The 24,285-nt window shown below is 49.4% G+C and carries 22 protein-coding genes; 18 read left to right on the forward strand and 4 right to left on the reverse strand.

The annotated features are described in order from the left end of the window. Window positions 1–8: 8 nt before the first annotated feature. From A3842_RS24895 to A3842_RS24950, 13 genes are all read left to right on the forward strand, one after another. Window positions 9–998, forward strand: a complete 990-nt coding sequence (locus A3842_RS24895; protein WP_143186362.1) for a beta-ketoacyl-ACP synthase III — start codon at window positions 9–11, stop codon at window positions 996–998. 92 nt (window positions 999–1,090) lie between these two features. Further along, window positions 1,091–2,014, forward strand: a complete 924-nt coding sequence (fabD, locus tag A3842_RS24900) for an ACP S-malonyltransferase (RefSeq protein WP_074103095.1) — start codon at window positions 1,091–1,093, stop codon at window positions 2,012–2,014. 47 nt (window positions 2,015–2,061) lie between these two features. Next, on the forward strand, window positions 2,062–2,811 hold the full coding sequence (gene fabG / locus A3842_RS24905) for a 3-oxoacyl-[acyl-carrier-protein] reductase (RefSeq protein WP_074083560.1): 750 nt from the start codon (window positions 2,062–2,064) through the stop codon (window positions 2,809–2,811). 120 nt (window positions 2,812–2,931) lie between these two features. Continuing rightward, window positions 2,932–3,165 carry an acyl carrier protein gene (locus tag A3842_RS24910; protein WP_019911228.1) on the forward strand — a complete coding sequence of 78 codons (234 nt, stop codon included), beginning with the start codon at window positions 2,932–2,934 and terminating at the stop codon, window positions 3,163–3,165. 197 nt (window positions 3,166–3,362) lie between these two features. Continuing rightward, on the forward strand, window positions 3,363–4,601 hold the full coding sequence (gene fabF / locus A3842_RS24915; protein ID WP_074103096.1) for a beta-ketoacyl-ACP synthase II: 1,239 nt from the start codon (window positions 3,363–3,365) through the stop codon (window positions 4,599–4,601). Window positions 4,602–4,614: 13 nt separating this feature from the next. Further along, window positions 4,615–5,319 carry a ribonuclease III gene (gene rnc, locus A3842_RS24920; protein ID WP_074083558.1) on the forward strand — a complete coding sequence of 235 codons (705 nt, stop codon included), beginning with the start codon at window positions 4,615–4,617 and terminating at the stop codon, window positions 5,317–5,319. 78 nt (window positions 5,320–5,397) lie between these two features. Further along, the gene (locus A3842_RS32700; protein ID WP_178382407.1) at window positions 5,398–5,553 is read left to right on the forward strand and encodes a hypothetical protein; all 156 of its coding nucleotides are present in this window, start codon (window positions 5,398–5,400) and stop codon (window positions 5,551–5,553) included. A 103-nt stretch (window positions 5,554–5,656) separates the two neighbouring features. Beyond that, entirely contained in the window at window positions 5,657–9,226 is a 3,570-nt protein-coding gene (smc, locus tag A3842_RS24925; protein ID WP_074103097.1) for a chromosome segregation protein SMC, read from the forward strand. Window positions 9,227–9,432: 206 nt separating this feature from the next. Further along, window positions 9,433–10,431: a signal recognition particle-docking protein FtsY gene (ftsY, locus tag A3842_RS24930; protein WP_074083556.1), complete on the forward strand. Its 999-nt coding sequence runs from the start codon at window positions 9,433–9,435 to the stop codon at window positions 10,429–10,431. 393 nt (window positions 10,432–10,824) lie between these two features. Beyond that, window positions 10,825–12,288: a circularly permuted type 2 ATP-grasp protein gene (locus A3842_RS24935; protein ID WP_074103098.1), complete on the forward strand. Its 1,464-nt coding sequence runs from the start codon at window positions 10,825–10,827 to the stop codon at window positions 12,286–12,288. 69 nt (window positions 12,289–12,357) lie between these two features. Then, window positions 12,358–13,311, forward strand: a complete 954-nt coding sequence (locus A3842_RS24940; protein WP_074083554.1) for an alpha-E domain-containing protein — start codon at window positions 12,358–12,360, stop codon at window positions 13,309–13,311. Next, window positions 13,308–14,174 carry a transglutaminase family protein gene (locus A3842_RS24945; RefSeq protein WP_074083553.1) on the forward strand — a complete coding sequence of 289 codons (867 nt, stop codon included), beginning with the start codon at window positions 13,308–13,310 and terminating at the stop codon, window positions 14,172–14,174. Before A3842_RS24940 ends, A3842_RS24945 begins: the two co-directional genes overlap by 4 nt. Before the next feature lie 242 nt (window positions 14,175–14,416). Next, complete coding sequence (locus A3842_RS24950) at window positions 14,417–15,226, forward strand: SDR family oxidoreductase (protein WP_074083552.1); 810 nt, start codon at window positions 14,417–14,419, stop codon at window positions 15,224–15,226. Between the two features lie 83 nt (window positions 15,227–15,309). Here the strand turns inward: A3842_RS24950 and A3842_RS24955 are convergent, their stop codons facing one another. The 4 genes from A3842_RS24955 to A3842_RS24970 all read right to left on the reverse strand — a co-directional run bounded on the left by A3842_RS24955 (window position 15,310) and on the right by A3842_RS24970 (window position 18,746). Then, a complete protein-coding gene (locus A3842_RS24955) occupies window positions 15,310–16,401 on the reverse strand; it encodes a HAMP domain-containing sensor histidine kinase (protein WP_143186363.1) in 1,092 nt (363 codons plus the stop codon). Further along, complete coding sequence (locus A3842_RS24960) at window positions 16,379–17,080, reverse strand: response regulator transcription factor (RefSeq protein WP_074103099.1); 702 nt, start codon at window positions 17,078–17,080, stop codon at window positions 16,379–16,381. Before A3842_RS24960 ends, A3842_RS24955 begins: the two co-directional genes overlap by 23 nt. Before the next feature lie 203 nt (window positions 17,081–17,283). After that, window positions 17,284–17,799: a GNAT family N-acetyltransferase gene (locus tag A3842_RS24965; RefSeq protein ID WP_074083549.1), complete on the reverse strand. Its 516-nt coding sequence runs from the start codon at window positions 17,797–17,799 to the stop codon at window positions 17,284–17,286. Window positions 17,800–17,924: 125 nt separating this feature from the next. After that, window positions 17,925–18,746: a CPBP family intramembrane glutamic endopeptidase gene (locus tag A3842_RS24970; protein ID WP_074103100.1), complete on the reverse strand. Its 822-nt coding sequence runs from the start codon at window positions 18,744–18,746 to the stop codon at window positions 17,925–17,927. Window positions 18,747–19,010: 264 nt separating this feature from the next. On the opposite strand from A3842_RS24970, the gene A3842_RS24975 reads away from it, so the two are divergent. From A3842_RS24975 to A3842_RS24995, 5 genes are all read left to right on the forward strand, one after another. Next, on the forward strand, window positions 19,011–19,805 hold the full coding sequence (locus A3842_RS24975) for a DUF2087 domain-containing protein (RefSeq protein ID WP_074103106.1): 795 nt from the start codon (window positions 19,011–19,013) through the stop codon (window positions 19,803–19,805). 21 nt (window positions 19,806–19,826) lie between these two features. After that, on the forward strand, window positions 19,827–20,204 hold the full coding sequence (locus A3842_RS24980; protein WP_074103101.1) for a GIY-YIG nuclease family protein: 378 nt from the start codon (window positions 19,827–19,829) through the stop codon (window positions 20,202–20,204). A 105-nt stretch (window positions 20,205–20,309) separates the two neighbouring features. Next, window positions 20,310–20,705, forward strand: a complete 396-nt coding sequence (locus A3842_RS24985) for a DnaJ family domain-containing protein (RefSeq protein ID WP_074103102.1) — start codon at window positions 20,310–20,312, stop codon at window positions 20,703–20,705. A gap of 126 nt (window positions 20,706–20,831) precedes the next feature. Beyond that, a complete protein-coding gene (gene hrpB / locus A3842_RS24990) occupies window positions 20,832–23,327 on the forward strand; it encodes an ATP-dependent helicase HrpB (protein ID WP_074103103.1) in 2,496 nt (831 codons plus the stop codon). Window positions 23,328–23,438: 111 nt separating this feature from the next. Next, complete coding sequence (locus A3842_RS24995; protein ID WP_074103104.1) at window positions 23,439–24,095, forward strand: general stress protein; 657 nt, start codon at window positions 23,439–23,441, stop codon at window positions 24,093–24,095. Window positions 24,096–24,285: the final 190 nt, after the last annotated feature.

The following is a 24,285-nucleotide window of genomic DNA, read 5'->3' on the forward strand; positions in this document are numbered from 1 at the left end:
GTGAGGACATGAAACAATTGCGTCCGGTAGGAATAATTGGGACAGGGAAATATGTGCCTGAGAAAATATTAACCAATAGTGATCTGGAGAAGATCGTCGAAACTAATGATGAATGGATTGTCAGCCGCACGGGCATCCGGGAACGGCATATTGCCGCGCCGCATGAAGCGACCTCGGACCTTGCATACGAAGCAGCGCTCAGAGCGCTGGATTCAGCGGGAATGAAAGCAGAAGATCTCGATCTGATTATTATCGCTACGGTAACGCCGGATAGTGCATTTCCGTCCACAGCCTGCATCCTTCAGGACAAACTGGGTGCAAAAGGCGCGGCGGCATTTGATTTGTCGGCGGCTTGTTCAGGCTTCGTATACAGCTTGGCTACAGCAACCGGATTTATCCAGAACGGAATGTACAACAATGCTCTTATTATCGGTGCAGACACCTTGTCACGTATCACCGATTACACGGACCGTAATACCTGTGTTCTTTTCGGTGATGGTGCAGGTGCCGTTATTCTCGGGGAAGTGCCGGAAGGAAGAGGATTCCAATCCTTTGATCTCGGCGCTGAGGGCTCTGGCGGAAGTCTGCTGAAGATGGAAGCGGGCGGTTCGCGGCTCCCGGCTTCACAGCAAACCGTAGAAGATAAAAAACATTTCATTTACATGAACGGCCGTGAGGTTTTCAAATTTGCAGTACGGATTATGGGTTCAGCTACGGAACGAGTGCTTACCAAAGCAGGAATTTCTAAAGAAAATATTGATCTGTTTGTACCGCATCAGGCGAATATCCGCATCATTCAATCTGCGATGCAGCGTTTGGATCTGCCGCCGGAGAAATGCGTAATCAATGTCGATAAATACGCAAACACTTCTGCAGCATCGATCCCGCTTGCACTGGTTGAGGCAGCGGAAGAAGGACGGATGAAAGAAGGCGACACCGTGCTGATGGTAGGTTTCGGTGGAGGTCTTACATGGGGCGCTTCTGTCCTGATCTGGTAATGCCACAGGTCCTATAATATAGAAGGAAGTGGTGGCAGAACGGCCGGAGCAGGCTAAATGCCTCACTGTTCAACGAGAAGGAGTTCAGACTGATGGGTAAAATTGCGTTTGTTTTTCCTGGCCAGGGTGCACAGGCTGTGGGTATGGGTAAGGATATATATGATGCTCTTCCGCATAGCCGTGCGGTGTTCGAAAAGGGCGACGAAGTGCTTGGATTTCCGCTCAGCCGGCTTGTTTTTGAGGGGCCGGACAGTGATCTGAAGCAGACTGTTAATACACAGCCTGCACTTGTTACAACTAGTGTGGCTTACCTGGAAGCGCTGCGGGAACAAGGGGTAAATCCTGATTATGTTGCAGGACACAGCCTTGGGGAGTACAGTGCCCTTGTAGCTGCCGGTGTATTGTCATATGAGGATGCGGTGAGCCTGGTGCGTCTGCGCGGGCGCTTTATGGAAGAAGCGGTTCCCGGCGGACAAGGGGCAATGGCAGCTGTGCTGGGTGCGGAACGTGAGGCCTTGACTGAGCTCTGCCGCCAAATATCGGATGCAGGTCATGTTGTGGAGCTGGCCAATGTGAACTGCCCGGGTCAAATCGTTGTCTCCGGTTCTAAGGCGGGCGTTGAAGAAGTGGTGCAGCGAGTGAAGGAAATTGGCGGTAAACGGGCCATTCCTCTTGAAGTAAGCGGGCCGTTTCATTCATCTCTGATGAAGGAAGCTGCTGAACGCCTGGCTGTTGAACTTGGGAAAGTGACCTTTAACACGCCTTCTGTGCCGGTGATTGTCAATGTGAATGCGACAGCGGTCACGGAACCGGATGAGATCCGCGAACTTTTAGTTCGGCAGGTGTTTTCTCCTGTGCTGTGGCAGGATAGTGTAGAATGGCTGATTGCAGCTGGAGTGGATACCTTTGTGGAGATTGGTTCAGGCAATGTGCTAGCAGGATTAATCCGCAAGATTGATAAGACCGTTAAGGTTGTTAATATCAATAGTCTGGAAAGTGTGCAGACAGGCTGGTGAATTCCGGTATAGACAAACGATGTGGAATGATGAAAGGGGAATATGGCATGTTCTCAGCATTAAAAGGCCAGACAGCTCTCGTCACAGGCGGATCGCGTGGCATTGGACGGAGTATTGCGCTTGCGCTTGCGGAGTATGGAGTGAAAGTAGCCGTGAATTATTCAGGCAATGAAGCGGCTGCTCAAGAGACCGTCGCTCGTATCGTCGAACTTGGCTCGGAAGGGATTGCCCTGAAGGGCGATGTCGGGAACAGCCAACAAGCGGATAACCTGGTGAAAGAGGTTATTAACACCTGGGGTAAGATTGATATTCTGGTCAATAATGCCGGTATCACCAGGGATAATCTGATCATGCGTATGAAAGAAGAAGATTTTGATCAGGTGATCGAGACGAATCTGAAAGGCGTGTTCAACTGTCTGAAATCAGCTACCCGCCCGATGATGAAGCAGCGTTACGGCAGAATTATCAATATTTCTTCGGTTATCGGTGTGATTGGGAATGCCGGGCAGTTGAACTACTCAGCAGCCAAAGCAGGTATTATTGGAATGACCAAGTCAGCGGCACGCGAGTTGTCCTCCCGGGGTATCACAGTGAACTGCATTGCCCCGGGCTGTATTGATACCGAAATGACACAACAGTTGTCCGATGAAGTCCGCAGCGAGTACGAGAAGGGGATTCCCCTTGCACGACTCGGGCGGCCGGAGGACATTGCCATGGCGGTTGTATTTCTAGCCTCGGAAGGGGCAGCCTACATGACGGGTCAGACACTTCACGTGGATGGCGGAATGTACATGTAAGGCCAACAAAGCTGTAAAGTCTACAGTGGAAGAGAATTGGGGCGGCCGGAAAGCGTTTTTTGAGCTCTATGGTATTTTGACTTCATATCTCGTATAATACCAAAAGAGGAGGTGAACCGGATGTCCGATGTATTGGAGCGTGTAAAACGCATTGTCATCGACCGCTTAGGTGCCGATGAAGCTGAGGTAACATTAGAAGCGTCTTTCAAAGATGATTTAGGTGCTGATTCTCTTGATGTAGTAGAATTGGTTATGGAATTGGAAGATGAATTCGACATGGAAATCTCTGATGAAGATGCAGAGAAGATTACGACCGTGGGTGAAGTTGTGAAGTACATACAATCTCATACCTAGAGTCATATGATTGAGAGTCCCGTTCCTACAGAGGGCGGGACTTCTCCTCATTTTACAGCATTTATGCAGTACCAAAGGATGCCATATGCACCTTTACGGGGAAAATAACTGGACCGCGCATGGAATGACCTTGCGGCGATTGAAGTTTATATAGTTTTATAACAAGAAGATACAGCCTACAGATGGGGTGATTGCGTTTGAGTCATAGAGTGGTTGTTACAGGTATGGGCGTGATAACGTCGCTGGGCACGGATTTGGACACGTTCTGGGATCATTTGATGAGCGGCAAATCCGGAGTTTCGACGGTGGACGCCTTTGATGTCAGCGAGTATACGACCAAAATAGCGGCATCAATTAAAGACTTTGATCCGGAGGCGCGGTTTGGCCGTAAGGAAGCACGCAAGATGGACCGTTTTGTCCAGTTTGCAGTCGCAGCAGGTGAAGACGCGCTGAAGGACAGCGGACTTGTGATCGGTGAGGATATTGATGCGGAACGGATCGGCGTATCTGTGGGTTCCGGTATTGGCGGACTCGGCACTTGGGAAGACAATCATAATATTCTCTTGGAAAAAGGCCCCAAACGGGTCAGCCCGTTCTTCATTCCGATGATGATTGCCAACATGGGATCTGGTCAACTGTCGATTAGTTTAGGAGCCAAGGGCCCGAATACTACAACAGTTACAGCCTGTGCAACAGGAAGCCATTCCATTGGAGAGTCTTTCCGCCTGATCCAGCGCGGAGATGCAGATGCGATGATCTGTGGTGGTTCGGAAGCCACGATTCGTCCAACGGGCATGGCAGGTTTTTGTGCAATGAGAGCGATGTCGACGCACAACGACGAGCCTGAGAAGGCGAGCCGCCCGTTCGATATCGACCGGGATGGGTTTGTTATGGGTGAGGGAGCCGGGATTTTGATTCTCGAATCACTCGAGCATGCCGAGAAACGCGGTGCCAAGATTTATGCCGAGGTCATTGGCTATGGTCTAAGCGCGGATGCCCACCATATGACAGAGCCTGATCCGGATGGTGCTGCACGTTGCATCAAGATGGCGATTCGGGATGCTGGAATTGCTCCTGAACAGATTGATTACATCAATGCTCATGGAACCTCAACACCTGTAGGTGATAAGTCGGAAACATCCGCTGTAAAAATGGCTCTTGGTGAGCATGCATATAAGGTTGCAATCAGCTCCACCAAATCCATGACTGGCCACTTGCTTGGTGCTGCCGGAGGGGTGGAAGCGATAATTTGCGGATTGTCTCTGCAAAAAGGTGTGATTGCACCTACTATTAATTTGGACAACCCCGACCCGGAATGCGATTTGGATTATGTTCCGAATGTTCCGCGCAAAGCGGATCTGAACATCGTTATGTCGAATTCATTCGGTTTCGGTGGACATAACGCGACGATTATTCTCAAAAAATATAATCAGTAAGGGAGACAGTGCAGTGAAAGGAGACCTGAAGCAGTTACAGAGCCAACTTCAAATCCAATTTCACGATGCTGCACTTCTGAAGCAGGCCTTTACCCATGCATCCTATGTGAATGAACACCGTTTCAACCAGCATCAGGACAACGAGCGTCTAGAGTTTCTTGGCGATGCTGTTCTGGAGCTTACGGTTTCTGAATATTTGTACAATCTGCTTCCAGACAGACCTGAAGGTGAATTAACCAAGCTGCGGGCTGCAATTGTATGTGAGCCCTCCTTGGTCAGATTCGCAGAGAGTCTGGGCTTTGGACGCTTTGTATTGCTGGGTAAAGGGGAAGAACTTACGGGCGGCAGAACCCGCCCGGCCTTGCTGGCCGATGTGTTCGAATCCTTCGTGGGAGCGCTTTATCTGGATCAAGGGCTGGAAACAGCACGGCGGTTTCTGGATAATCACGTATTTCCGCTGGTGGAGACGGATGGCAAGCTGCAAATGCAGATGAGCGATTTCAAGACGGAGCTTCAGGAGCTGATTCAGCATCACGGAATGGGTACGCTGGAATACCGGATTATTGAAGAACGCGGACCGGCACATGAACGGGAATTCGTCTCTGAGGTCTATATGGCGGGCCGATCCCTTGGCAGAGGCAGTGGACGCTCCAAGAAAGAAGCGGAGCAGCAGGCAGCAGCAGCGGCACTATTGCAGTTGAAGGAAGATGGCGCTTAGTTTCCTGGCTGAATGGTAAGGTTTTGCTTTTTTTGAATTCCTTGAACTTATGAATAGACTTCAGGATTGTTCCACATCGTGGGGGAGTCAGCGGAGGAGAGCAGCAATGGTCTGAATGCCGGCGTACAGGCGGAGGTCAGACTTTTGCTGCTCTTTTTCGAGAAAGAAATAAGTGTTCTAGAATGTGATTTTGAAGAGTTTATGCTCATGACCGCGGAATGCTTTGAAAATTAAGGCCTTATAAATTGGAGATACAGCCTGTGAACAGCTCATAATTATGAGCTGTTTTAGGCGGTGAAACGCTATGGTATAATGGGGCAGAGGTGAATAACAGGGTATGTTTTTGAAACGGATTGAATTAGCTGGCTTTAAATCATTTGCCGACAAAACGGAAATGGAATTTGTTCGCGGAATTACAGCTGTAGTCGGCCCGAACGGCAGCGGCAAAAGCAATATTTCCGACGGCATCCGCTGGGTGCTCGGTGAACAAAGCGCCAAATCACTGCGCGGCGGGAAGATGGAAGATATTATTTTTGCCGGAAGTGATGCGCGTAAAGCCGTGAATTACGGGGAAGTCTCGCTGACACTGGATAATGAGGATCATGCACTGCCTCTTGATTTCAGCGAGGTGACTGTAACACGCCGTGTACACCGCAGCGGGGATAGCGAATACTTAATCAACAAGCAGGCCTGCCGGCTGAAGGATATCACAGAACTTTTTATGGATACCGGCATCGGGCGCGAGGCTTATTCAATTATTGGACAAGGCCGGATTGAAGAGATCCTCAGTACCCGTTCCGAGGATCGCCGCGGTATATTTGAAGAAGCCTCTGGAATTGTAAAATATAAATCACGTAAAAAAGATGCAGGACGCAAGCTCGATGAAACGGAGCAAAATCTGCTGCGCATTCATGATCTGATTAGTGAGCTGGAAGATCAGGTGGGACCGCTGAAGGACCAGTCTGAGAAGGCGATCCGTTACAAGGAATTACGGGAGCAGCTCAAGCAATTGGAGATAGCTGTGTATGTTCACCAGATTGAAGGGATACATACGGCGTGGAAGGAAGGCAATGACCGGCTGGAAGTGCTCCGTAACGAACAGCTCCAGCTGTCTACAGTTGTATCTGCGCATGACGCTAAGCTTGAAAGTGGACGTGCTGAGCTGCGGACATTGGAAGCCGAAGTGGAGAAGCTGCAGGAACAGCTGCTGCGATATAGCGAATCGAATGAGAAAAGCGAAGGATACGGCGAGCTGCTTAAAGAACGCAGACGCAATTTGGAGAGCAACCGGGAACAGCTGATGACTACGCTGGGTTCTGTTGGCGAACGCTCTGCCGACCGTCAGCGGGAGCTTGCAGAACTGGAGCACAAGCTTCAGCAATCCCGGTTGTCGCTCGAGGAGCTGCGTAAGCAGCTGCAAGACGAGGAGTCCAGGCTGGAGGGCGTTGCCGGAGGTATTAGCCAGAGCAAAGAAGAGAAGCTTAAGAGTGCTCTGCTTGAACTGATGAATCTGATGGCCCAGGCCCGGAATGAAATCCGCTATGCGGATCAGCAAAAAGAAAGCCTGGAGCGCAGAATGAGCCGCAGCCAGGAAGAGAGCGGTAAATGGACAGCGAAGCTGGAGGAACTGATTACCGCCCAGAGTGGGCTGAAGGATAGAATCGCTGGTTTGGGCAATGAAATCGGCGCGCTCCGTAATGCTTATATCACCGAAAGCGAACAGACCAGCAAACGCCAGAAGCTGCTGGAAGAGACGCAGGGCGGACTCCGTAAATGGGAGCAGAAACGTGAAGCCCAGGTTTCCCGGCATGAGACCATGAAGGAAATGCAGGATGATTTTGACGGATTCATGCTTGGGGTAAAAGAGGTGCTCAAGGGTGCGCGCAAAGGACAGCTTAGCGGTGTGCACGGCGCTGTCGCGGAGCTGATATCCGTTCCCGAGAAGCTGGAGATGGCTGTGGAAACGGCACTGGGTGCTTCACTTCAGCATGTAGTTATGGAAAACGAAGCCGTCTCCCGGCAAGCAATTGCCTTTCTGAAGCAACGTCAGTTGGGACGTGCGACTTTTCTGCCGCTGGACGTTATCCGTCCACGGCAGATTGGCGGAAGTGACCGAACAATGGTTGAAGGAGCGGAAGGTTTTGTCGGAATCGGCTCCGAGCTGGTGGGATTCGAGGATAAATACGCCAGTATAGTCGGAAGCTTGCTGGGAAATGTGGTTATCGCCGAGAGCCTGGAGCAGGCCAACCGTATCGCAGCCAAGTGCCAATACCGCTACCGGGTAGTGACCTTGGAAGGCGATGTTGTCAATGCCGGAGGTTCCATGACCGGGGGTAGTCAGCATAAGAAGAATAACAGTCTGTTAAGCCGCAAACGCCAGCTTGACCAGCTCTTCAGCGAGATTGAGGAGAGTGAGCGGCAAATTGCAAAGCTGAAGCAGGGCATCAGCCGGTTGCGGGAGGAGCAGGAAACAGCTTCACTGAAGTTGGAAGAGCTTCGTCACGGTGGTGATGAGAAACGGCTGGAGGAGCAGCGTGTCTCCGGTGATTTGAAGCAGCTCGAACAGGAGCTTCGCCATGTGCAGGAGCAGGTTGATGGAGCCGGTGCCGAACGCAGCGGCTTTGAGAGCGAAGTGAAGGCACTGGATGAAAGCCGCAAGCATGCGGTTTCCGAGCTTGAACGGCTGGAGAAGGAAGAGAAAGAGGCCCATGAGGCGATCCGTAATGCGGAATCGGCACGCAAGGCAAATGAATCGGCAAAAGAAGAGCTGCAAAGCAAGCTCACCGGGATGAAGGTAACGGAGGGCAAGCTGGACCAGGAGATTTTCTCTCTGGAAGAGCAGCTGCGGCGTATGAGACAGGATGCGGGATCACAGGACAAAGAACTGCGCCACAGCCGCAGCCTGTTGATCACGATTGAGCAGGATCTGGAAGAAAACACAAGAGAAGCCGTGAAACAGAAGGAAGACCTGAATAACTTCCGACTGAAAAAAGAAGAGACTGCGGGCAAGCTGGATCTGGCCCGGGCTGACCGTGCGGCCTTGACACGCAAGCTGGAGCTTGCGGAAGGGGAAACTAAGGATCAGCGTCAGGCCCTGAAGGCAGTCGATGATAAGCTGAGGTCAACTGAGGTTGCTGTAGGACGTTTGGATGTTGAACTGGATAATATCCTGCGCAAGCTGAGTGATGATTACGAACTGAGCTATGAACTGGCCAAGCAGCGTTATCCAGTACCAGAGGATGTGCCTGCTGCCCAAATGGAGGTTCAGCGTCTCAAACGTAGCATTTCTGCGCTGGGAGAGGTCAACCTGGGAGCGATTGAGGAATATCAGCGTGTACATGAGCGCTTTACTTTCCTCAGCGGTCAAAAGGATGATCTGGTAGAAGCCAAGACTACGCTGTACCACGTTATTCATGAGATGGAAGAAGAGATGTCCAAACGTTTCAAGCAGACTTTTGACGCCATCCGCCGTGAATTCGGTACCGTTTTCTCGAAGCTGTTCGGCGGAGGCAGAGCAGACCTTATGCTGCTGGACCCTGAACATATGCTGGATACAGGCATTGATATCGTGGCCCAGCCTCCAGGTAAAAAACTGCAAAATCTGCAGCTGTTATCCGGAGGAGAACGGGCGCTGACCGCCATGGCACTGCTGTTCGCCATCCTTCAAGTCAAGCCGGTTCCGTTCTGCGTACTGGATGAGGTCGAAGCTGCACTGGATGAAGCCAATGTGGTACGCTTTGCCCAGTATCTGCGTGAATTCTCGGAGCAGACACAGTTTATTGTCGTCACCCACCGTAAAGGAACCATGGAAGAAGCAGATGTACTCTATGGGGTTACGATGGAAGAGGGCGGCGTATCCAAACTGGTTTCGGTTAAGCTGGAGGATGAAGAAGCAGAGATCGCTTAGGCAGGCAGATGCTGGCAAAGCCAGTTTATTCGAAGTAAATACATGGAGCAGGGCTATACGAACTAAGCGTATGCTTACGAAGCTAGTTTTGTACGAAGCCTAAGCAAGGAAGCAACTGCTCACAAAACTAGGCAGATGCTTCCGATGTGAGTTTGTACGAAGTAAATGCAGGAAGTAAGGCTATACAAACTTTTAGGAGGAACCATATGAGCTTTTTTCGAAAATTAAAAGAAAGCATCTCCGGCAAAACGGAGAGTGTAACGAAACAGTTCCGCGATGGTCTTGAGAAAACCCGTAAAGGGTTCGTGGAGAAGGTATCTGACCTGATCATCCGCCGCAAGAAGATCGATGAAGAGTTCTATGAGGAATTGGAAGAAATTCTGATTGGTGCCGATGTCGGAGTCAACACGGTGATGACGCTGGTTGAAGAATTAAGAGCAGAAGTGAAGCAGAAACGCATTGAGGATGCTTCCGAGCTTCAGCCGATTTTGTCCCGGAAGCTGATGGAACTGCTGCGCGGTGATGATGACAATAGTCTGAAGGAGAATCCTGACGGGATCACTGTCATTCTGTTCGTCGGCGTAAACGGAGTCGGCAAGACGACCACTATTGGAAAGCTGGCCCACCGTTATAAGCAGGAAGGTAAAAAGGTTCTGCTTGCGGCTGGCGATACCTTCCGTGCGGGTGCTATAGAACAGCTTGAGGTTTGGGGACAGCGCGCCGGTGTGGATGTCATTAAGCAGCAGGCGGGCTCAGACCCGGCGGCGGTCATGTTTGATGCCGTTCAAGCTGCCAAGCAGCGAAACGTGGATATACTGATCTGCGACACGGCAGGCAGACTGCAGAACAAAAGCAATCTCATGGAAGAGCTCAATAAAATTTTCCGTGTCATCCAGCGGGAGATTCCGAGCGCCCCGCATGAGGTGTTGATGGTGCTGGACGCTACTACCGGGCAGAATGCATTAACTCAGGCCAAGCTTTTTGGAGAAAAGAGCGGTGTAACCGGTCTCGTTCTTACCAAGTTGGACGGAACAGCCAAAGGCGGAATTGTTGTCGCTATCCGTCAAGAAATGAACTTGCCTGTTAAGCTTGTGGGACTGGGAGAGAAGATGGAGGACTTGCAGCCATTTGATTCTACCCAATTCGTACACGCCCTCTTTGCCGGAATGATTGCTGAAGAGGACCTTAACGAAGAGCAGGAATAAACCGGGACCCTATAAAATAATACGAGACTTGGCGCCATGAGCGGTTGTGCTTTTAATAGAAGCAACAGCTGCTCTTTTTTTGTGGTTATAATTGTAAAAATTCAACATATGAAAAATTCATAATAGTACTGCTTGTCAACTCTCCCGCATACAATTCTATGTATTCCTATATACTCATACCCCTGATCAGCACTCCCTTGAGAACGGAAGCGATTCCACAATTGCCAGGGTGGGTTATTAACTCCATCCCGCTGTTATATATATTGACATGAACATTAGCGTTTACGTATTATTAAGGTGTATTTCAATATTTACATCTCTTAAACTTTCAAAAAATAGGCCGGCTTGTCAACAAACATTACACATTATATTGATCCGAAAGGAGTCGGGCTCATGTCCAAACTTGATCCTCTGCCCGGACTGTCTCCGTATCCGCTGCAACATTTTTATGATGAAATGTATGCCGATGAACGGAGCGTCCGTCCGCATTACAAACATGTGAACCGCATGTTTTCCGGGATGAGCCCCGAAGAGCTGCAGGGCAAACAGAATCTCATGCAGCGTCGGATGATGGAAGAGGGAATTACCTTTACACTGTACAATCCTGCACAGGATCATCCCATGGAGCGTACGATTCCCTTTGATATGATTCCGCGGATTATCCCCAAACTGGAGTGGGAAAGACTTGAAGCCGGTATCGTTCAGCGTATTACGGCGTTGAATCTGTTCATTCATGATATCTATCATGAGCAGTACATTGTCAAAGACGGAATCGTTCCGAGACGTATGATCATCTCGAACTGCTATTTCCGGCCGGAGATGTCCGGCATGCGGGTACCCGGCGGGGCTTACGTTACTACTTCGGGAATCGATCTGATCCGTCATCATGATGGTGAATATTACGTGCTTGAAGACAATTTGCGGACACCCTCAGGATTTTCCTACCTATTTAAAGGCAGATCCCTGATGAATCAGCTGTTTCCCGAATTGTCTTTTGCCAGCTCCATCCGTGATGTCGACCACAGTTTGAACCGGTTTCTGTCCGTGCTGCGCAGCCTCTCACCGTCTAAGACGAAGGACCCGGTCATTGCTCTGCTAACTCCGGGCGAATACAATTCAGCTTACTACGAGCATGCTTTTCTAGCCCAGCAAATGGGAATATACCTGGTGGAAGGCAGGGATTTGGTTGCCCAGGACCATAAGGTGTATTTGAAGGAAATGAACGGTCTCAGGCGTGTGGATGTCCTGTACCGCAGATTAGACGATGATTTCATAGATCCGCTGGCGTTTCAGCCGAATTCACTCCTGGGTGTTGCCGGGCTGATGAACGCCTACCGGGCAGGGAATATTGCCATAGCCAATGCACCGGGAACCGGAGTAGCTGATGATAAAGCGATGTATGTATACGTACCGGATATGATCCGGTATTATCTGAACGAAGAACCGATCCTGGGAAATGTGCCTACTTATCTGCTGTCCCGTGCACAGGAGCGCCAGTACGTGCTGGATAATCTGCATGAGATGGTTGTGAAGGAAACCTCCTTGTCCGGAGGATACGGGATGCTGATTGGCAGTGAAGCGACCAAGGATGAGCTTGCTGATTTCCGTCTCAAGATTCTTGCCGATCCGGCCCGGTATGTCGCCCAGCCGATTATGTCACTATCTAGAGCTCCAGTGCTATCAGGTGGCTGTATGACGCCTAGGCATATTGACTTGAGGGCTTTTGTGCTCATGGGTGCCGACCGCAAACCGCATGTTATTCCGGGTGGTCTGACACGGGTAGCCATGAAGGAAGGCTCGCTGGTGGTGAATTCGTCACAGGGTGGCGGCGTGAAGGATACTTGGGTAATGGCTTAGTGTATACAGCATAACGCTTCAGAATTAACAAAATGCGGCGTCAATACGTTAAATGAAGGAGTGGCAACGATGCTGAATCGCAATGCGGAGGCTTTGTTTTGGATTGGCCGGTATATGGAGCGGGCGGAGAATCATGCCCGGCTGATCGATGTGCATTATCATATACAACAGGAAGAGGACTTCCAGGCTGAGGGACATAAATGGTCACGGCTGATCGATGCGCTGGGTGTCAGAAATGAATACCAGCAGCAATTTGACAGCTATTGCGAGCAGGATGTCTTGTCCTTCATTACACTGGACCTTGGCAATTCCAATTCAATATTCTCTTGTGTTCACCAGGCGAGAAATAACTTGCGGACGCTGAGACAGCATCTTCCCAGTGAGTTGTGGGATATTGTCAACAGCTTCAACCTGTGGCTCGGGGAACAATCCCTTGCAGATATAATGGCCGGACCCCATCAGTTCTATCAGCATGTCAAAGCGCGTGCGGCCATGTTCCTCGGTGCGGAGCAATCCGTTATGCTGAGAGCCAATGAGTGGCGCTTCATTGAGAGCGGACGCTTCCTGGAGCGGGCGGAGAATACGACCCGCATTCTGCAGGCTGTTACGGTATCCTGTAAGTCCAAAGATATCAATGCTATTTATACACAGCTACAGGCGGTCCTCAAATCAGTGAGCGGGTATCAAGCCTTCCGACGCTATTACGCCGATGCGATGTCCCCGGAGAGCATATTGGAGTTTTTGATTGTAAATGCGTATTTCCCCCGTTCGATCCGTTTTTCGTTCCACAAGCTGGAGGAGCATTTGGCCAAACTTGAGCTGGATACTTCTGAGAAGGGCTCCGGTCACGAGCGGGTGATCCGGCAGGCTGGCAAGATCAAGGCAGAGCTTGACTACATGGAGAAGGAAGAGATGTCCGGCGATCTCGTAGAGGATGTATTGCAATCGCTGATGATCTCTTGCCAGAAGCTCGGTAAAACGATGGAAGGCGCCTTTTTTCGCCGTGAAGGAGTTTCTGCATGAAAATTCAGATCCATCATACAACCACATACAGCTACCCGGAGCCGGTTACGGACAGTGTCAATGAAATCCGTCTAACGCCGCGGACCAATTACCGTCAGTCCTGTTATCATCATGAGGTAGAAGTGTTTCCACCAGCGAATCTGCTTACCTATGAGGATTTTTTCGGCAACCGTGTGCATGCCTATTCAGTGAATAAGCCTCATAGGGAGATGGTGATTCATACTAAAGCCACCGTAGTTACACTGGATAAGGAGCAGGGTGCCGATCTGCCGCATATTCCGTTGGAGGATCAGGTGAAGCTGCTCAACGACGATCAGTTCCAGAACCGGTATGTGGAGTTCATTTTGCCTACCCGATATACCGAAGTAACACCAGAGCTTGTTGAGTTTGCGTCACAGCATCCCTTTGATGAAGCAGAAGATATGTACGAATGGACCAAAAAGCTGTCGTCGACGATCTACGAACAGTTTACGTATGATCCTGAAGCGACCAGTGTCAATACAACTGTTAAAAAAGCATTAACTCTCAAACGAGGTGTGTGTCAGGATTATGCTCATCTGATGATCGCGGTCTGCCGTAGTGTCGGGCTGCCTTCACGGTATGTTAGCGGGTATCATTTTGTTGGTGACCTTCAGGGAGGCAATGCCGATTTCGAGCAGGCTTCGCATGCCTGGGTGGAGACACATATCCCCGGAACGGGATGGCTGGGCTTTGATCCTACGAATAATGTGGAAGTGAACTGGCGGTATATCAAGCTGGGACACGGCCGGGATTACAAGGATATCGTACCGGTAAAAGGAGTATACCGCGGTGTATCCGGTACGTTGACGGTGAAGGTGGATGTGCGCAAGCTGGAGAATTGAAGGAGTGAGGAGAGCCCTGCGGCAGCGGGGCTTTTTTGATTACACCCGGGCAGTTCACCCATTTCTTTTGCCATTTTTTTGATATGTCTAACAGGTAGTGAATAGGGGGTTGTTTGTACTTGCAGTGAGCATGTTGCAACAAGTTTGTGCGAATTTTGCATGAAATGATTATAATCAAGGCCCATTTGGGTAATCTTGAAACAGAGCCACTAAGTTGGACGAATTGGAAAGGGAGTGTACATATGAGCCCGAATATAGCAAAAAAGCAGCGTTTCCTCGGTAAAACAGCCATAATTACAGGCGCGGGCTCTGGGATCGGCAGAGCGACGGCGATTCAGATGGCCCGTGAAGGTGCAAATGTAGCCTTGTTTGACCTGGTGAATGAACGTACCTCCGTCCTGGAGCAGAAGCTGAACAAACAACGCAAGGACTGTGCACTCGCTATCGATGTCGATACTTCGGATGCAGGGCGCATGGAAGAGGCAGTACGCAAGACGGTGGAGCATTTCGGCGGACTGGATATTGTTTTTGCCAATGCCGGAATCAATGGAGCGGTAGGCCCTATCGAAGAGCTGAGCCTGGATGATTGGGAGCGTACGATATCCGTGAATCTGACGGGAACCTTTCTTACGCTGAAATACAGCATTCCACATCTGAAAGAAAAAGGCAAAGGCAGCATCATCATTACGAGCTCCATCAACGGCAACAGCCGTTTTGCCAGCTTTGGCTGGTCACCCTATAGTACTACCAAAGCGGGGCAGGTTGCTTTTGCCAAGATGGCTGCTCTGGAGCTGGCGAAGTTCAAAATCCGTGTCAACGTCATCTGTCCGGGAGCCATCTCGACGAATATTGATGAAAGCACGGAATTTAATGAAGATGTAGAGGCCATTGTGATCCCGATTGAGTTCCCGGAAGGTGCGCAGCCACTTGCTGATGGGCCGGGTAAACCGGAAAATGTGGCGGACCTGGTGTCTTTTCTCGCCTCGGATGACTCGATTCATATCACGGGAGCACAGATTGTGATTGATGGCGCAGAATCATTGCTCTCCTGATATACTCACACAGTAGGATACAGAATCCCTGAGAACAAAAGAGTCTTATCCGATGGTGGACCATGGATTAGGCTCTTTTTGTATTATGCCTCTATTCTTAATCTAATTTCAAAAGCGGTTCTGTGATCCAGGTTGTGTACAGTAACTGTACCGTCATGCAGCTCAATAATGCTCTTTACGATAGCAAGCCCCAGACCTGATCCATTGGTCTGTCCAAAGCGTGATTTATCAGCTGTATAAAATCTTTCAAATACAAAGGGTAAATCCTCATCCAGTATCGGTTCCCCATAGTTAATAATACGTACGAGCGCTTCATGATCAGCTTTACTTAACTCGATATCAAGGTATTTTCCTTCGCTTCCATACTTGATAGCATTACTAATAAGGTTATCAAATACCCGTACCAATAGAATCGGGTCTGCATTAATCATGATTTTTTCATTGCTGTAAAATAGTCTATACTCCATCTCCGCCTCTGTAAGTGCAGGAATAAATCCAAGAATCACTTGCTCCAAAAGTTCTCCTAGATTGAGCAAGCTCTTATTGATGGTTAATTCCGAATTCGTGAGCTTTGAATATTCAAAAAGATTGTCAATCAGAACCTTGAGTTCATTACATTTTTGGAAGGCTATACCTGCATAGTGCCTTAAGCTTTCTTCATCCGTGTATTTGACATCCGCAATCAATTCCATATACCCAAGGATAGAGGTCAACGGTGTTCTTAAGTCATGCGATAAATTTGTGATCAAATCATTTTTTGTGTTTTCCCAGCTTTTTTCTTCTTCCATCAAAATCTTTAGTTTATAGACCATGCTATTGACGGTGGTGGCCAATTTTCCAAGCTCGTCAGAGCTTTTAACCGGAATGTTGACTTCTAAATTACCTTTAGAGATGGTTTCCAGTGTTTTCGTGATATCTTCGAGATATGCGATGCTCCCTCTGGTCATCAGAAGAAGAAATCCAATCATAAGCAAGATAAGAACGACAAATAATAGAAGGGAAAATATAATTAAATGCTGCATGAAAAATACCGCGAAGGGGTGGTTTTTGGAGGCCACAATTAAGGCCATAAATATCAAAAGCATACATAAACCGGTCAAAGCAGCACTAGTGAAAAAAACGAGTATCAGCTTATAGCGTATGGTGCCCCGTTTATTTTTCAATTTTGTAGCCAACTCCCCATACGGTTTCAATGATATCAGGTGTTTTTGGCGTTTTCTCAACTTTCTCCCTAAGTCTCCAAATATGAACCATGATCGTATTATTAGATTCAAAATATTTTTCTTTCCATATCGCTTCAAATATTTGTTCCGCACTAAACACAGTGCCGGGACTACTGGCGAGCAATAATAGTATTTCATATTCCGTTGGGGTTAAATTGATCTCACCGTGGTCAGTAGAGACGGAATGATTATTTTTATTGATCACTAAACCTTTGATGTGAATGACACTGTCCTCATTCTTTTGTTGGCCCGGTACATTTAAAATGATATAACGTCTTAACTGTGATTTGATCCGTGCAATCAGCTCCATTGGATTAGATGGTTTGGATAAGTAATCATCTGCACCCAGTCCAAGCCCAAGAATCTTGTCCATATCCTGTGATTTGGCGCTTAGCATAATAATAGGTAAGTTCATGGTCTGCCTAATTCTTCTGCAGGTCTCCATTCCATCCATTCCTGGCATCATAATATCGAGCACAACCAGATCTACTGTCTGATGGTTCAGAATGTTAAGGCCCTCAGTTCCATCAAAGGCTGTTAATACCCGATACCCTTCATTGACAAGATAAATCTCAATTAACTCAACAATTTCCTGTTCATCATCAATAATTAGAATACTATATTGCTCCATAGTAGATCCCTTTCAAATAACGCTCTGTAATGAATATGTTCATTCATGAGTTATGCACTTGAAGTCCTTCACTGTTCTCCGTTAGAATTCAAGCCTTCATTGATTTTCCATTCAACATATAGACCTTCGCTTGATGGAATAATAAGACGTCAATTATTTTTTATAAATATCCGGCAGTCGATTAGTGAAGTGAATTCAGATATTCATTTTCGATAATCACTGTCAAGTATACAGTAGAAGAATTGATTTACCCATTTACCTTGCCAGTGTAATTCTTCTCTGAATATACCTTCTCTGACCATTCCTAACCTTTCCAACACCTTGTATGAAGCGGTATTGAATTCATTACACATGGCAACGACTTTATGCGCATTCCAATCTTCAAAAGCATACTTCAACGCTATTTTTGCAGCTTCAACAGAAAATCCTTGCCCTCGATATTCAGGAAAAATACAATAACCCAATTCCCAACTTTCACGCTCTTTTACATACCAATGAATATGCAATTCTCCTATAGCTGTTCTTTCTGGATCATCAAGCTTTATTATGTATTGCTTATACCAATCACTATTAATTTTCTCTATTACATTCGTTCTAACTGCTTCCTTATCGGATGAAATAAAATCTTCGAAAGACCATAAGGAAGTACAAGTTTTTTTATCAACAATGAATTCTACATCGTCTAAAGTAGCCAGGGATAATACAATTCTTTCTTTCATTTCCTTTTCACCGCCCAATTAAAGTTATTATTTCATCACAACATAATTCTGGTTAGAGGCTGCCTTAACTCACGTGGATATACATCCATGTATTTGTCCATTATAGCTGTAGGCAAAAGTTAACTCTATGCAATAGATCCGTGATTTTCAGAAGGTGTTACTTTTCGGATGATAACAAGTCCATAAATAAATAAGGGCAGAAAGATTAGAATTGAGATTAAGGAGTTACTGACAGTCATAGTGAGGTAGGTTTTGTTCAGACCTCCGCCAACCGTAATTTCTTGAAGGCTGCCAAAGATATCAAATACACCATGAGCAATCATTGCTGGAAAAATGCTTTTATTCCTGATAACACAGGCTGCAAAATACACACCGATGAATATTCCATAAGTCATTTGTGTTAACGTAGCAAGCAATGAAGAATGATGAAGAAAGTAATGGATGATATGGGCGGAACCAAACAATACACTGGATATGATCACCGCAGCATAACACCCTCTTCGGGTTGCTCCCCATTTACGCAGCATTACTGACAATACAGCACCGCGGCACAGCACCTCTTCTAATAACCCCGTGGACAGATATGTTAAGATGAACAATCCAATTACGACCGGTCTTGAGGTATCTATAACAATATTGCCAAATATAAAATCGGACCCATTAAGTAATGTTAACAAAATCATTGGCCAGTAAATCCATAATCCCTTCCAACTCGGACGGGTAAATCCTGCACTCTTCAATAACCCCCACCGTTTCAGAAGCCATATTATTGCAAAACTAACCAGTACCTGCTCAATTATACCTGTTGCATATTCACTTGATTTCTGACCTAACAAAGACACAAACAAAGGATCTAAAGGTATGGACGTAAGGGCAATCGTCACAACAATCATAATAATTGAAAACATTACAGGCCGACTAAAAGCATAAGTTTTTAACTTTTCCATCTAAAACTCCCCCTTGTAATAAAACTGGATACGACTCCATAAGTGTAGGCGAAAATATCCGCTGCGATCTAACTAATTACTTAAGGAAATCTAACGGAAATCTTAACATTTCTTAGCTGCTGTCCGGTGAGATGAGTGGAACGTAGATGAACACTGCCAATGGCTAGGGCAGTTTTTTTGGCATTTTATAAACAATGTAATTAGATGATTGTAAAATAACAAACAAAATGATAATATGTCTATATATTAAGGCGAAAATGGGTGATCGAGTTGGCGGAAGGTAATGAATCGGTTAGTATTTCGGAAAAATTCTGGAACGCCTCCATTAGTGAGCTGAAGCAGGGATATCTTTTTGAGATGCGGGAGCATTCAGGTTACTATACATGTCTGGTCTGTGGAGAGGAATTTGAGAAGGGCTTGATCTACAAGAAAGAGAGTCAATATTATGAAGCCGGGAAATATGCAGCACTTCATGTGGAACAGGCACATGGTGGGATGTTTCACTGGCTGCTGGGACTGGACAAGAAGCTTACCGGATTAACGGAGCTGCAGAAGGGGCTGCTGAATGCTTTTCGGCACAGCTTGAGTGATGGAGAAGCAGCCGAGGAACTGGGCATTGGCAGTACCTCTACCGTGCGCAATCACCGGTTTACTCTGCGGGAAAAGGTGAAGCAGGCGAAGCTGTTTCTCGCTGTAATGGAGCTTGTGGAAGAAAAGCCGGGGGCATCCTCGCCTTTTGTCAGCATCCCGCGTTCCGCCGCCATGGTTGACGAGCGGTTTGCCATTACGGAGGAGGAGAATACCGAAATCCTGAATACCTACTTTAAAGAGGGATTGGAAGGTCCAATCTCGGAGTTTCCCAAGAAGCAGAAGCGTAAAGCAGCAATTCTCCGCCAGCTGATTAAGCGTTTTGAAACCGGACGCCAATATACAGAGAAAGAGGTTAACGCCATCCTGAAGGAGGCTTTTGCGGATTATGTTACGCTCCGGCGGTATTTGATTGATTATGGGCTGCTGGACCGTGAGCCAGATGGAAGCAGCTACTGGGTTAGTTTATAGATGAAGGAGAGAACAGCAAACATGGAAAAGTCAAAACGTAAAGAATTAGCCTATAACTACGCGCATTCCCACCGGCCGATGGGAGTATACCGAATCGTCAACACCTTAAATGATAAGGCCTTTGTAGGCAGCAGCATTAATCTGGATGGAGTCTGGAATAAGCATAAGTTCATGCTGGACATCGGAAATCATGACAATAAAGAGCTTCAGGCAGATTGGAAGGCATTCGGAGAGAAAGCATTTATTTATGAGATTCTGGAGCAGATTAAGCCTGAAGAGGATTTTGTGGCAGAGGTAACCGAACTCTCCAAATACCGCAAACAATTGCCCGATTTGGAGAGCAAATGGCTGGAGAAGCTGTCACCTTACGGAGAACGCGGTTATCTAAAACAGAAATAGTGAACGGGTGATTTCACTCATCCCCTATGCTAAACTATAGGCAAACGGCAGCACATCGGCCTGATAGCTTGATTGGAGCCTTGCAGCAGAGGAGTGAGAGTGGATATGACGATATTATCTTGGCTTGCGGAACAGAGGATACAGGAAGCTATGCGTAGTGGTGAGTTCGAGGATCTGCCGGGGCACGGCAAACCTCTTCAGCTGGAGGATCTGTCCGGGGTGCCGGAGGATTTGCGGATGTCTTTCAAAATCATGAAGAACGCCGGTCTGCTCCCGGAAGAAGTCACGCTGCGCAAGGAATGTGTAACTCTGGAGACACTGCTCGCGGCATGTCACAGCAATGGAAACACCGAGGATGGCAAACGAAAAGAGCTTAAATCCCAACTGACGCTGAAACGACTCCGCCTTCAGGAGCTGATGGGGCAGCGCGGATTCGGGAACAGCAGCGCGTTCTCCGACTATGGAGACAAGATTCAGGAGCAACTGACGCGGGAAGAATAATTGAATCGAGTTATCCGGCCGAAAGGGCAGGGTAGCTCTTTTTTGTATGCAGAGAGCTTGAAATTTACTAGGGTTTCGCCCATCATATTAGGAATACTAGACAATAAGAATACATGGAGAGATTCGATGAGACAGCTTCCCATTGCGCAGGTGCTCCCTGAGCTGAAAACCATATTGAACACTTCAACCGCTGCCGTTCTGCTAGCCGAGCCTGGCGCGGGGAAGACAACCGGTACGCCGCCGGCTTTTTTGGAAGAGGTTTGGCTGGCCGGAAAAACCATACTTATGCTGGAGCCCAGAAGGTTGGCCGCCCGGTCGGCAGCGAGCTACATGGCATCCTCCATGGGCGAAAGTGTCGGACAAACGGTAGGCTACCGTATGCGCAATGACACAAAAGTAGGCAAAAACACCCGTATTGTCGTGGTCACAGAAGGAGTATTGACCCGAATGCTGCAAAGCGATCCGTCGCTAGGCGATGTAGGGCTTGTGATCTTTGATGAATTTCATGAGCGCAGCCTTCATGCAGATCTGGGACTGGCGTTAACACTGGAAGCACAGGCTGTGCTCCGCGAGGATCTGCGGATTCTGATCATGTCGGCAACACTGGACGGCGACAAGGTATCGGCTCTGCTCGGAGGTGTGCCTATTGTGGATTGTCCGGGCCGGACCTTTCCGGTGGAAACGGTCTATCTGCCAGGCCCCGGAGACAGGCAGCTGGAGCAGGGAGCTGCAGCCGCTGTCCGCCGTGCACTTGCCGAGCAGCCTGGAGATGTGCTGGTCTTCCTGCCTGGGGAGGCGGAAATCCGCCGCACCGAGCGTGAACTGCAAAATGTTGCTCTCCCTCCTGGAACAGTGCTTCGTCCACTCTATGGGCAGCTGCCACAGGCGCAGCAGGATGCCGCGGTGGCAGCCTCAGTACCCGGAGAACGTAAAGTAGTTCTGGCGACTTCGATTGCTGAAACCAGCTTGACGATCGAAGGGGTACGCACGGTGATCGATACGGGGCTGCGGCGGACTCAGGTGTTCTCGCCGCGCACGGGCATGCCCCGGCTGACTACGGTGCCGGTCTCCAAGGCTTCGGCTGACCAGCGGCGGGGCCGTGCGGGACGCACCGCGCCGGGAGTATGCTACCGGCTGTGGAGCCCGGAAGAGCATGCCCGTCTTCCGGATGAGAATGTGCCGGAGATCATGGAGACCGACCTGGCGCAGCTGGCTCTGGAGCTGGCGCTGTGGGGAGCGCCTTCCCCGGCGGCGCTGCTCTGGCTGGACGCGCCGCCTGCTGCGCCTTACGCGCAGGGCACAGCGCTGCTGCGCCAGCTCGGCGCGCTGGACGCCGGCGGCGCCATTACGCCGCACGGCCGCAGCATGGCCGCGCTCGGCGCGCACCCCCGCGTCGCGCACATGCTGCTGCGCGCGGCAGAGCTGGGAGCAGCGCCGCTCGCCTGCCGGCTGGCGGCGCTGCTCCAGGAGCGGGACCTCTGGCGGGGTCCCGCGGCAATGGACAGCGACCTCACGCTGCGCGTGGAGGCGCTGCTGAGGTTCGAGCGCTCCGCTGCGGACAGCGGCGGAGCGGACCCGGCAGCTCTGCGCGCGGTGCAGCGCGAGAGCCGGAGCTTCCTGGCGCAGCTGCAGGCCGCGCCGAGTGCACTGCCGGACAACATCAGCCTCACCGGGCTGCTGTTGTCGTTCGCCTACCCCGACCGCATCGGGCAAAAACGCGGCGATGGCGCGTTTCTGCTCTCGGGTGGCCGGGGGGCGGCCATGAGAGAAGGGCAGCCGCTAACGCGTTCGCCCTATATTGTAGCGGCCGGCATTGATGACCGCGCCGGCCAGAGCCGGATTATGCTGGCCGCAGAGCTGCCTGAAGCAGACCTGCTGAAGCATCACAAGAACAATATGACAGAAGAGCGCGAAGTCTATTGGGATAATGATAGCGGAAGTGTACAGGCGCGCCGGCGGACCCTGCTGGGTGCATTGATCCTGAAGGAAACCTCGCATGAAAGACCAACAGCAGAAGAGGCAGAGGAGGTACTGCTTCGCGTCATTGAAGGCAGGGGGCTCGAACTGCTGCCCTGGGACAAAGGCACGGTTCAGCTGAGACAGCGGATGGTATTCCTGCATAGGCTGCGGGCAGATTTTCCGGATGCTTCGGAAGAAGCCCTGCTGTCCTCCCTTCAGGAATGGCTTCAGCCGTTTATTCAGGGGATGCGCAATCTCCGCGACCTGCAGCGGGTGCCTGTATCCAGAGCGCTGGAGGGACTGCTGGATTGGAGCAGCCGTCAGATGCTGGACAAGGATGCCCCAACGCATATTACCGTCCCCAGCGGTTCACGGATTCCGGTGGATTACAGTAACCCAGAGGCACCGGTGCTTGCGGTCAGGCTTCAGGAGTTGTTCGGCCAAGTAGATACACCAAGGATCGGGGGAGGCAAGGTTGCGGTACTGCTGCATCTGCTTTCTCCGGCAAGGAGACCCGTGCAGGTGACGGCGGACCTCGCCAGTTTTTGGCGCAGCACCTATTTTGAAGTCAAAAAGGATCTCAAAGGACGCTACCCCAAGCACTACTGGCCGGATGATCCGCTGCAGGCAGTCCCTACAAACCGTACACGCCCTTCAAAATAAACGTTCTTCCCTGCTTACATCGTCATGTCACTGAAAATGCTTACACCCTGTTTGGGATGTATATGATCGGGTAATAATGTAGCGAACGACAATTACGAAGGAGGGCTTCAAGTGACCGACAAAATCATAGGTGTATTCAACACAGAACAAGAAGCGACCAGAGCAATTGAAGAGCTGCAGCGACAGGGTGTAAGTAATGACGAAATCTCAGTGATCACACGTGACCAGAATGAACTCAAAAATATATCGGATGATACAGGAACTATGGCACCAGAAGGCGTAGCCACCGGTGCCGCAACCGGAGGAGTAGTTGGGGGGATTACCGGTCTGCTTGCAGGAATCGGGGCACTGGCCATTCCGGGGATAGGTCCTATTCTGGCGGCAGGCCCTATAGTGGCTACTCTTACAGGCGCAGCCATCGGCGCAGGTGCGGGCGGTCTCGTTGGAGGATTAATAGGACTGGGTATTCCTGAGGATGAAGCCAAAGAATATGAAAGCTACGTGGACAGCGGAAAAATCCTCGTCCTAGTGGATGATAATGGACGCGGACGCGATATCCACAGCGTATTCACGGGCAACCGTTCCTTGAATGCCAACAGATATAACAGCTTGTATGGCGATGGTACGCTGAATGATCCCATTACGGACCGGGGAGCAACAAACCCTGATGTTATAAGGGATGATACGACAGTAGGTAATTCCATGGGCAACAGAGGGTCCATGAACGCGGATGTCGACCCGGACCGTTACAACGGCAACCGGATGTAGGCCAGCAAGGCTGCGAGAAGCTGTATTGAAGCCTCTGGGCGAAGAATAGAGTTATAATAAATTCAAAAGACTGCATTTCAGAAAATATCTGAGGTGCGGTCTTTTTGTTTTTAGAAAATGAAATCGGTTGAATACAGCGAACGGGTTGTCCCGACTATTGGATAATGATATCTAGAAGCCTCCTATAAAC

Origin of the sequence: Paenibacillus sp. P3E (assembly GCF_001909045.1) — a bacterium.
Lineage (GTDB): Bacteria > Bacillota > Bacilli > Paenibacillales > Paenibacillaceae > Paenibacillus_AQ > Paenibacillus_AQ helianthi.